The organism is Streptomyces sp. NPDC002640 (assembly GCF_053592575.1).
Map to the genome: position 1 here is coordinate 39,006 of NZ_JBSFVZ010000039.1, position 9,742 is coordinate 48,747.

8 protein-coding genes and 2 pseudogenes are annotated in these 9,742 nt (G+C 67.1%); 2 read left to right on the top strand and 8 right to left on the bottom strand.

The features are described from left to right. Positions 1 to 444 precede the first annotated feature (444 nt). A complete protein-coding gene (locus ACWD3O_RS32965) occupies positions 445 to 1,536 on the top strand; it encodes an IS630 family transposase (RefSeq protein WP_451418418.1) in 1,092 nt (363 codons plus the stop codon). Here ACWD3O_RS32965 and ACWD3O_RS32970 read toward each other — a convergent pair. Then, positions 1,525 to 2,396, bottom strand: a pseudogene (locus ACWD3O_RS32970) (IS5 family transposase). The gene ACWD3O_RS32965 and the pseudogene ACWD3O_RS32970 overlap by 12 nt on opposite strands. Positions 2,397 to 2,852: 456 nt before the next feature. Between ACWD3O_RS32970 and ACWD3O_RS32975 the strand changes: the two are divergent. Beyond that, positions 2,853 to 3,386, top strand: a pseudogene (locus tag ACWD3O_RS32975) (IS5 family transposase); the annotation flags it as partial. Between the two features lie 85 nt (positions 3,387 to 3,471). Here ACWD3O_RS32975 and ACWD3O_RS32980 read toward each other — a convergent pair. The 7 genes from ACWD3O_RS32980 to ACWD3O_RS33010 form a co-directional block, all read right to left on the bottom strand. Beyond that, a complete protein-coding gene (locus ACWD3O_RS32980) occupies positions 3,472 to 3,792 on the bottom strand; it encodes a hypothetical protein (RefSeq protein WP_451418419.1) in 321 nt (106 codons plus the stop codon). A gap of 117 nt (positions 3,793 to 3,909) precedes the next feature. Further along, a complete protein-coding gene (locus tag ACWD3O_RS32985; RefSeq protein ID WP_451418420.1) occupies positions 3,910 to 5,064 on the bottom strand; it encodes a hypothetical protein in 1,155 nt (384 codons plus the stop codon). Between the two features lie 299 nt (positions 5,065 to 5,363). After that, positions 5,364 to 5,747, bottom strand: a complete 384-nt coding sequence (locus ACWD3O_RS32990) for a hypothetical protein (RefSeq protein ID WP_451418421.1) — start codon at positions 5,745 to 5,747, stop codon at positions 5,364 to 5,366. Positions 5,748 to 5,901: 154 nt separating this feature from the next. Beyond that, a complete protein-coding gene (locus ACWD3O_RS32995) occupies positions 5,902 to 6,660 on the bottom strand; it encodes a DnaB-like helicase C-terminal domain-containing protein (protein WP_451418422.1) in 759 nt (252 codons plus the stop codon). A 311-nt stretch (positions 6,661 to 6,971) separates the two neighbouring features. Then, positions 6,972 to 7,907: a replicative DNA helicase gene (locus ACWD3O_RS33000; RefSeq protein WP_451418423.1), complete on the bottom strand. Its 936-nt coding sequence runs from the start codon at positions 7,905 to 7,907 to the stop codon at positions 6,972 to 6,974. A 104-nt stretch (positions 7,908 to 8,011) separates the two neighbouring features. Then, positions 8,012 to 8,629, bottom strand: a complete 618-nt coding sequence (locus ACWD3O_RS33005) for a GIY-YIG nuclease family protein (protein ID WP_451418424.1) — start codon at positions 8,627 to 8,629, stop codon at positions 8,012 to 8,014. A 74-nt stretch (positions 8,630 to 8,703) separates the two neighbouring features. After that, positions 8,704 to 8,985: a hypothetical protein gene (locus ACWD3O_RS33010; protein WP_451418425.1), complete on the bottom strand. Its 282-nt coding sequence runs from the start codon at positions 8,983 to 8,985 to the stop codon at positions 8,704 to 8,706. Positions 8,986 to 9,742: the final 757 nt, after the last annotated feature.

Genomic DNA, 9,742 nt, shown 5'->3' on the forward strand with positions numbered 1-9,742 from the left:
AGCTGACGAGGGCGGCAAAAGCGTGAGAGCTGAGCACCCGCACCACAGTGGTCTCCCGCCACCATCACCGCGGCCGACGAGGCCTACCCAAGGAGTGGAGTGCGTAGATCGGCAGTGCGGTACACAAGGTACGTAGGCATGCGCAATGAAGCCGACGGGCGGGAAGAGATGGTGCCCAAGGCTGCATCCCGGGACCCCGGCAGTCGCTCCCATCGGTTCACTCCGCAGGCCGAGGACAGCCGCGTCGGCGCTCGCCCTGATGGTGCCTGACGGGCTGCGGGAGATCTTCCAGGACGTGGCGCCGGAGCCGCCGGTACGTGCGCAGGGCGGGGGAGGCGGCGATGTGATGACCGTGCGATGGTCGCAGCGACCCTCTTCGTGCCACCTCTGGCTGCACTTGGCGGCAGCTAGTGACCTGAGTCGGAGATTTGTCGTTGGTTGGGCATGAGTCGTCCGGGTCCGAAGATTCCACCGTTGTCCGTGACTGATGCCCAACGAGCCGCGCTGGAGGGATGGGTCCGCCGTCGCACGACGGCCCAGGCCCTGGCCCTGCGGTCGCGGATCGTGCTGGAGTGCGCCGAGGGGCACTCGATCATGGAAGTGTCCCGCCGGTTGCGGATCACCCCGGACACCGTCCGCACGTGGCGACGCCGTTTCCTCGAACGGGGCCTGGACGGCCTGTGCGACGACCCGCGTCCGGGCGTCCCGCGCAAGATTACCGACGCGGACGTCGAGCGGGTCATCGTCAAGACGCTCGAGGAGACACCGAAGAACACCACCCACTGGTCGACCAGGTCGATGGCGGCCGCCACAGGGATGTCGCAGTCGACGGTCTCGCGGATCTGGCGGGCGTTCGCCCTGGCCCCGCACCGGTCGCAGACGTTCAAGCTGTCCACGGATCCGCTGTTCATCGACAAGGTCCGTGACGTCGTCGGCCTCTATCTCGACCCGCCGGAGAAGGCGCTTGTGCTCTGCGTGGACGAGAAATCGCAGATCCAGGCCCTGGACCGGTCCCAGCGCGTCCTGCCGATGATGCCTGGAGTCCCCGAGCGCCGCAGCCACGACTACGTCCGCGCCGGCACCACCACCTTGTTCGCCGCCCTGGAAGTGGCGACCGGCAAGGTCATCGGCTCGCTCCACCGCCGCCACCGGGCCGCCGAGTTCAAGAAGTTCCTCGCCAAACTCGACAAGGAAGTACCGGCCGACCTCCAGGTCCACCTGATCCTCGACAACTACGCGACCCACAAGACACCCGACATCAAGAAGTGGCTCCTGGCCCATCCCCGCTTCCAATTGCACTTCACGCCCACCAGCGCGTCCTGGCTGAACCTGGTCGAGCGGTGGTTCGCCGAGCTGACCCAGAAGAAACTCAAGCGAGGCGTCCACCGTTCCGTCCAAGCCCTCGAGCGCGACATCCGGGGCTGGCTCGCCGACTGGAACGAGCACCCCAGGCCCTTCGTCTGGACGAAGACCGCAGACGAGATCCTCGACAAAGTCGCCGCGTACTGCCGACGAATCTCTGACTCAGATCACTAGGCACTGTTCGGCGGATCGCTGACGGAGCCAGAGCCGGATCGCTGCGGCGGTGAAGGTGCCGTGGAAGACGTAGGCCCGCTTGTCGTAACGGGTGGCGACCGCGCGGGATTTCTTCAGTCGGTTGATGGTCCGCTCGACCTCGTTGCGGCGCCGGTAACGGTCGGGGTTGAAACCGGTGGGCCTCCCGCCTTCTCTGCCCCGGCGTCGGCGGTTGGCCCGCTGGTCCTTCGGCTCCGGGATCGTGTGCCCGATGTGACGTCTTCGCAGGTAGCGGCGGTTTCGGCGGGAGCTGTATGCCTTGTCGCCGCTGACGTGATCGGGCCGGGTTCAAGGTCTTCCGCCCAGTAGCCGGGGGACCCGGATCCGGTCCAGGACCTCGACCAGTTGCGGGGCATCGCCCCACTGACCAGGTGTAAGCAGAAGGGCCATGGGGCGGCAGCCGCCCTCACCGGCGAGATGGATCTTGCAGGTCAGTCCGCCCCGGGACCGTCCGAGTCCCTCGTCGGGGCGGTGGTGCCGGGGCGTCGTCCTTTTTTCGGGACCCGCGGCCGGGCCTTGCGGGCGCCGGCCGCGTGCTGATGGGCCCGACAGGACGTCGAGTCGACGCCGACCATCGACCAGTCGATCCGCCCCGCAAGGTCGGCGTCGGCCTGGACCGACTGCAGGATCCGGTCCCAGGTGCCGCCCGCCGACCAGCGGCGATGCCGTTCATAGACAGTCTTCCACGAGCCGTAACGTTCCGGCAGATCACGCCACGGGACGCCGGTCCGGACCCGGAACAGAATCCCGTTCACCACGGTGCGGTGGTCGTTTCACCGCCCGCCCCGGCCACCCGAAGGCGGCAGATGCGGCTCCAACAACGACCACTCGCGATTCGTCAGATCCCCCGACCCATGTCTCAACAACGAGCGACCAGTCGGAAAGTCACAAGATCCGCCGGACAGTGCCTAAACGCCACCCTGGCGGAATGCTGGACAACTGCCGTTGCAGATCCCAGTCAGCCAGCCTGGCCTTGGGCTCGAACCACGGAGCCCCGTCGCCGATCCACGATTCACGATGCCGACGGACCGCAGTCGCGGTGCAGTCTTCGACCGCGGACTCGTGGCCACAGCACCCGCTCACCACGAACATCGACATGCCGTCCCCGTTGAACCGCACCTCGCCCGCATCCAGCCCACAAATCCGGCACACCGTCTCAGCCCTGCTTTCCATGGGCACAACCAACGGATACCGCCAATCAAGACATCGTCTTTAGATCGTGTCCTACGTGGTGAGGCAGTCGTTGTCCTGGTAGGGGGCGGGGAACGTGGAGCTGGATCGTGCCGGACGGCTTGTGGGAGATCGCCAAGCCGCTGATTCCGGAGCAACGGACGCGGCCGCAGGGCGGCGGGACGCAGAACACGCCTGATGAGACGGTGTTCGCGGCCATCGTCTACGTGCTGGTCAGCGGTTGCGCCTGGCGGTCGCTGCCGCCTTGCTTCGGAGTGTCGAGGTCGACTGTCCACCGCAGGTTCCTGATCTGGTCCAGGGCGGGTGTCTGGGGCCGGCTGCACGAAGCCGTGCTGCATCTCCTTGACGATGCCGAGCTCCTGGACGCCTCCCGCGTCGTCCTCGACACCGCCCACGTCAGGGCTAAAAAAGGGGGCGAACACACAGGCTCGAGCCCCGTGGACCGGGGCAAGCCGGGTTCCAAGATGCACGTACTATCGGACGCGAACGGCCTGCCCGTCCTTGTCGGTGTCTCTGCCGGCAACGTCCACGACAGCGAAAGACTGAAGCCGATGGTGGAGGGTCACCAAACGAGACACGACCCCCACCGCGGCCGCCACTTCAAACCCCAGCGCCTCCACGGGACGCCGTCGCCGGCGTCCTCAGCCAGTGCCCGGACACGGTGGTCGAGGTGACGCTCGCCTGCTGAGCCGACGTAGGTCGCTCCTACTCCCAGTCGTGTGCAACCTCATGCCCGGTAGGCAGCTTGCAGAGCTTCTCCTCGTCGTTCTCCGGCGACTTCCAGCACGGCAAGGGGTTCCACTGCCACTCGTGGCCGCCGACGTGGCTGGCGGGGAGCACGCAGCACTCGCCGTCCGCGCCTTCCACGAGGCAGGTGGGTGTGTGGTCCCACTCCCGTGTGTCGCCAAGCCAGGCGATCCACCAGTTCGTCTTGCTGGGTACTTCGTTCTCGGAGGACTGGGCCAGGGCGAAGTGCCGCCCGCCGTGACCGGCCTCGAGTTCGCAGTGGAAGGCTGGCTTCACCATGTGCGCAGCGCCGGGGAGAGTATCCAGGTGCTGGATCTCGTCGGCGGTCAGCTCTGGTGCTTGCAGATGGCAGGCGGACATCGCAGGTCTCCCGGGATGGCTCTGGTGGCAGGGGCGTTAGGACAGCAGGCTCTGGGCGGCTGCCTCGTGGCACACCTTGTGTGACGGGCGGCCGTAGTCGTCGATCAGGTGCGCGGGCTTGCGGCAGTGCCGGCATGGCTGCGGCTCCGGAAGCCAGTGCGAGCTGCTCTGCCAGTCCACCAGGTGTGCATGCGACGTCAGCGTCACCTGCTGCCGCCGCATCCGCTCAGGCCGACATGTCGGGTCGTCGTCGTTACCGCGGATGGACACCTGCCGCTGCTCCGGGATCTCCGCCGCGGGCAGGTCGTTCGGGATGCCGAAGGTATCGTTGTAGCGGTTGCGGTCATCGGAGGGCACCCAGAACCGCATCGTCTTGGCGCCGACCTTGTGCTCAAAGGGCACGATGAGTCCGCTGGCGGTCTTGCGGACGAGGTCGTCGAAGAGGACGTCCTTCGGCTTAGGCGTGACATGGTCCTCGCCGCACCGCCGCACTCCGTTGGGGCAGGGATAGACGGCGGTCAGGTCGCAGTGCCAGAAGTCGAGGAGGCGGAAGCCGGAGACGACACGCAGGTCCCCCCGCCGTGCGATTACTTCGGCGGGCAGATAGTCGCTGCGGGTCCAGTGGGCGTCCGTGCGGGTTCCGTACTCGCGTCGGTCGGTGTGCCACGCAGGGGTAATGCCACCCTTGATGGCCTTGTTGACGCGGTTTCGTACCGTCCTGTGCCCGTGGGTGGGCGTGCTGGACAGCTGGATCTCCCAGCCGATGCGGAGGCCGTCACCGTTGTCGACGAGGGCGTCGCTCTGGATCCAGGTCCGGCCGGCGGGGGTGCGGACCTCCGTGTTGGCGTGGAAGCCGGATTCCTCGGCGGTCCGGACGATGCGTTCCTGGTAGGCCTTGTGCTCGTCACTCATAGCCGCGGTGTGGCGGGCTTCGTCCTCGGCCTTTTCGTGGACCGCGACGCGGCGCCCGTTGGCCTGGAGCCGCAGGTGCATCCAGGCGACGACACCGGCGTCACGGCAGATCCCGGCGCACCGGAGGCCCCGCTGGGAGACAGGGACCCGGTGGGTGGCTTGCAGCCGGTCGTAGTCGTAGAGAAGATCCCACAAGCCGGGCTTGTCGGGGTGACCCAGGTCGTCGCGGGTGAGGTCCAGCTCGAGGTCGAGGGTCGTGTGCCAGACGCTGTTTGCCATGGTGTCCCATCCGAGGGCGTGAATGAGAGAACTTCTGGCGGCACGGTAGGGGACACCGCCGACAACCCGACATGCACTATTCGCTCACACTGTCTCCCGTCGAACAGGGTTGCGCTGCTCCTGCGAGGCCGCTGCTGGCGGCATGCCAGGCACGAACCCGCTTGAGGTCGTGCCGGCGGCGGGCGTAGCGGCCTTGCCGGTCGAAGGAAGGTACTCGACCTCCCTGTCCCCGCCACGCCAGCGGGCCCCGAAAAGCACTACGCCCCGACCGCATAGGCCGAGGCGAGAGGAAACCGGGGCTACTGGTTGGCGCGGGGGTCGTCCGCCAGCTCCAGACCCTCCACGAGCGCGGCCATGAACGCCCGGTTTCCGCTGGAAGGGTGTGCCTCGTCGGCGAGTCCGAGGCACACCTCCGGAGTCCGCGGGTCGTCCTGCCAGCCCCCGGGGTCGAACGACCAGCCCTCCCACGAGGGGGCGACTTCCGCGATCTCAGCGGTGCACCGGTTGGCGACGTCTTCCTGGTCCAGGCTCGGCTCCGCGCTGGGCTCGCGGGCGGGCGCCTCGGTCGTGGTGGCGGCCGGAGTGTCCTGCGCCGTCGGCTTGTCGTCGCTGGAGCTGGAGCAGCCGGCCAGCGCGAGACCCGCGGTGAGCAGGACGGTGGCGGTGGCGGTGCGGGTGCGCATGATCCCCCCGGGGTCGTGAGCTGAGGGGCCATCATGCGACACCAAGGCACGGAGAGAAACCAGCGTGCCAGGTTGTGACAGAGGCGAGGACAGCGGAGGCCCAGCCACCAGGGGGAGGGTGGCCGGGGCGAGGCGGGTGGCGCCCGGGCGGCTCTCAGATGTCGATCCCGAATGTCGCAAAGCGGCAGAGGCGAGCGTTGAAGCGCAGGGAGGCGGTGTCGGCCGGATCGGACACCGGCTTCACACGCCTGACGATCGCGGCATCGGACGCTGGACCGTTCGTCCAGTAGACGCCCTCCCTGTGCAGCAAGATCACCTGGTCGGAGGCATCGACGACGTCCGGGTGCACGTGCTCTGCGGTGAGAGGCTCGTTAGACTCCTCGTTCAGCGCCTTGGCCGTGACGACGACAGGGATCTGGTGCTCACGGGCGATATGTCGCACTTGGTCCATAGCGGTGGCGTAGTCCGGCCCGGCGTGAGTCAGCTCGCTGAAGTGGACGATGGCGTCGAGAAGCCACAGGCTCACCTTCATGCCGCGCCGCTGGCTCTCAACGCTCCCCTCGCGGAATGCCTTCTCCGGCGTGGTCTCAATGGCAGTGCGGAAGAGCAGCGGCAGTTTCTCTACCTCGACCCTTCCTCTGTCACTGAAGACTTCCCAGCCACCCAGCGGTACCTCTCGATGGCGCAGGTCGACGCCGTACATCGCGGTGATGGTCTTCTCCATCAAGGAGTCCCAGGTCAGCTCACTGGACGTGTAGACCGTGTTGACGCCCCTCAAGGCATTGTGGAGAGCCAGGTTCAGGGTGAGGGTGGACCGGCCCGCGGTGGGCAGCGACGCGACCGTGGTGACGGTGCCAGGCCGCAACTGGATCATCTCGTTGACGGCAGGCCACGGTGTGTCAGGCAGCGTCATGGGTCCTCCAGGCGGGCACGGTGATGGGTGCACCGTACCGGTGGAGCAACCCTGAGGCGGCGGAAATGGGATCTTAGGCGGATTCTTCGCTGGGCAGGATCCGGACGTGCACTTCTCCTTCGTCTGCGGGTGGTGCGGCGCGGACTGCGCCGTGTGGGGAAACCGCGTGGCTTCTGGTCCGAGCTGTACGAGCTGCCGGACGAGTGGGACTGCTGGTGGTGCGACGGGACGAACGTGACCCCGCCGCCACCGTGGGAGCCGGCTGACTGAACGCGTGCGCCCCGACCACGGAGGTCGGGGCGCAGGAGATGTCAGGGCTGAGCCATGTCCACGAACCGGCCGTAGTGCCCCTGGAACGCCACCGCGATCGTGGCCGTCGGTCCGTGCCGGTGCTTTGCCACAATGAAGTCTGCCTCGCCGGCCCGCGGGGACTCCTTCTCGTAGTAGTCGTCCCGGTGCAGCAGGATGATCGTGTCTGCGGCGAACGTGATGGCGCCGGACTCGCGCAGGTCGTCCAACTGCGGTTTCTTGTCCCACCGCTGCTCTGCACCGCGGTTCAGGTGGCTGGTAGCGACCACGGCTACGTTGAGCTCCCGTGCCATGGCTTTCAGGTCGCGGACGATGTCGCCGACCTCTCGCTCCCGCAGGTCGCTGCGCTGCCACGGGCGGATGTCCTGAATGCCGTCGACGGCGATCAGTTTGACGCTGTGCTGTTCGACCAGCTCTGTTGCCTTGATACGCAGCGTCACCATGTCTATGCGGGGTGGTGCCTGGACGTAGAGGGGTGCTGCGACGACGGTCGGCATGATGCGAGCGAGGCGGGTCCAGGCGTCTTCGTCCATGGTGCCGGATCGCATGTGATGGCGGGCGATGCGGCCTTGTGCGGCCAGAATTCGGTTGGTGAAGTCGATCTGGGTCTCTTCGAGGGTGAAGACCAGGGTCGGGACATCCATCTTGACGGCGTTGTGGCGGCTGATGTCGCTCAGCAGGGTGGTACGTCCCATGGAAGGGCGGGACGCGACGACGGTGAGGGTGCCGGGTTCCAGGCCGCTGGTAAGCGCATCCAGGTCGGTGAACCCGGTCTCCAGTCCGAGGAGACCGAACTTGCGGCGGCGTTTCTTGCTGGCACTGCCTACAGCTTCGAGCTGGTTCAGGGCGTTCTCGAGGACGTTACCGACCCGGGAGGGATCGTCCACGGCTTCCGAAGCGGTGCCAGGCGAAGAAGGCTCGTTGTTGGTGCTGGTCACGTCTGCTGCTCCAGATGAAGGGTTGGATGGCGGCCCCAGATGGTCGGGGCCGCCGCTACACGGAACGTCAGGCGGCCGATTCCGTTAGGGCTGCTGGCTAGACGTCAGGCTTCTTCGCCCTGCTCCTGGAACTGTGCGAGGAAGGAACTAGCCGCTGCTGCGATCTCCTCGACCGGCTCCTTGACCCGCCCGAAGTTGAACCACTCGCTGCTCACCTGCCTCTCGCGGAAGACCTCGTGCAGGTGGCGCTCCAAGGTGTAGCCACCACGCGAACTCCAGCGGAGAACAAGAGGCGTAGGAGTCCCTATTTGCAGACCTTTCATACGCTTCTCGATGCTGGTCGCTACTCCGATCTTCAGAACCTCGGGCTTGTCCTCGGCAGAGATGGCATACACCCACCGAGAGTCCAGTTGCTTGGGTCGTTCGGCAGGGCGGGGAGTCACCCACGACTCATTCATGAGCTCCTCCAGGTGAGCGTACTCGCGGGCCTTGTGCTCGTTGATTTTGATGGCAAGGTCACTCAGGCTGTCGCGGGCCTCGGTTGCGGTCACGGCTCCGGAGACCACCAGATCGAGGAGCTCGATGACGGCCGGCACGTCGATGACCGTGCCGAAGGTGGGGGCATTCCGACGGGCGTCACCTCCGATAATTCCGTGGGAGATCGAAACGGATTCGAGCCGGTGTCCGGCGACCTTGAGTGGCACCGTGAAGGTCTGTCCCATGGGGGGTTTCCTCTCGTTGACCGATGGCTGTCAGGCTGTTGAGGTGGCACCGCACGATGCCACCCCACGTCGACTCAGAACGGTGCGGGGCCGCTGGATGCGAACGCCTCCTGTTGCTGCTGGTACAGCTCTGCCCGCTGGTTGGCCCGGGACCGGCACTTGCCGCACAGCTCGTCGTCCCAGCCCTCCTCAAGCCTCAGCGCGCAGACGTCGTTCGCGCACTCGCGGATCAGCTTGGGGACGTTCACGACGACGTGCTTGCGCGGCTTCGGCACGCCCCCGGCCTGGGAGCCTCCCCTGCCGTCCTGTGTGGGCTCCTGCTGCTCCTGGCGCCGCTCACGCTGCCTGTCGGCCATCGCGTCGTCCTTCCGCATCGCGCACTGCTGACAGGCGTCACCGAGGACGAAGCCGTGCCGGTCCTCGAACGCCGGACCAGGTCCTGCGCCTCGGCGGCGGTGAACTCACGCAGCCTCTCCTCCAGGACGCGCCGCCGCTCGCCCTCAGGCAGGCCGGGCAGTTCCCGGTCGACGTCCGCACCGATCCGGGCCCGGCGTGCCCGACGGATGTGGATCACGTTGGCGCAGTTCTCGCATCCGCTGCCGGTGTCCAGCCGGATCCCGTCGTCGCAGCGCCGGTCCGAGCAGGACGGCCGCTGGACCAGGCCCCGCCGGATCAGCCAGCCATACGGGCCGGTGACCATCGCCTCGCCGCCAGTCTCCCGCAGACGGTCGGTGAGCCGGTCCGCCAGCAGCCGCGGCGCACCATCCGGCAGCGGCAGCAAACCCTCCAGCCGGGCAACCTCCGTCTTCGCGGCCGCTTCCACCTGGTCCTGCTGCCAACCGGACAGCCGCTCCCACAGCCCCGCCACGGGCCACAAAGCTGTCCGCAGAGGAAGATCAGCCGGAAGGCCCACCCTCCGCCGCTGCCGCGCCTTTCCACCACCCACAGCCTTCAGCCGACCACCGGAAACAGCCCCGGCAGGTCGCTGCTTCACCTGCCCATCGATTGGGGACTCCTTAGACGTCGTTTCACTTGGTAAGTCGGCGGTAGCCGATGAGGGCCGCGGCGATACCGACGAAGGCCAGGAAGTGCTCGGCCTTGCGCTCGTAGCGG

Coding starts and splice junctions, on each gene's coding strand:
- ACWD3O_RS33005 (WP_451418424.1), bottom strand. CDS start 8,629: ATGGGACAGACCTTCACGGTGCCACTCAAGGTCGCCGGACACCGGCTC.
- ACWD3O_RS32990 (WP_451418421.1), bottom strand. CDS start 5,747: ATGCGCACCCGCACCGCCACCGCCACCGTCCTGCTCACCGCGGGTCTC.
- ACWD3O_RS32965 (WP_451418418.1), top strand. CDS start 445: ATGAGTCGTCCGGGTCCGAAGATTCCACCGTTGTCCGTGACTGATGCC.
- ACWD3O_RS32995 (WP_451418422.1), bottom strand. CDS start 6,660: ATGACGCTGCCTGACACACCGTGGCCTGCCGTCAACGAGATGATCCAG.
- ACWD3O_RS32980 (WP_451418419.1), bottom strand. CDS start 3,792: ATGGTGAAGCCAGCCTTCCACTGCGAACTCGAGGCCGGTCACGGCGGG.
- ACWD3O_RS32985 (WP_451418420.1), bottom strand. CDS start 5,064: ATGGCAAACAGCGTCTGGCACACGACCCTCGACCTCGAGCTGGACCTC.
- ACWD3O_RS33010 (WP_451418425.1), bottom strand. CDS start 8,985: ATGGCCGACAGGCAGCGTGAGCGGCGCCAGGAGCAGCAGGAGCCCACA.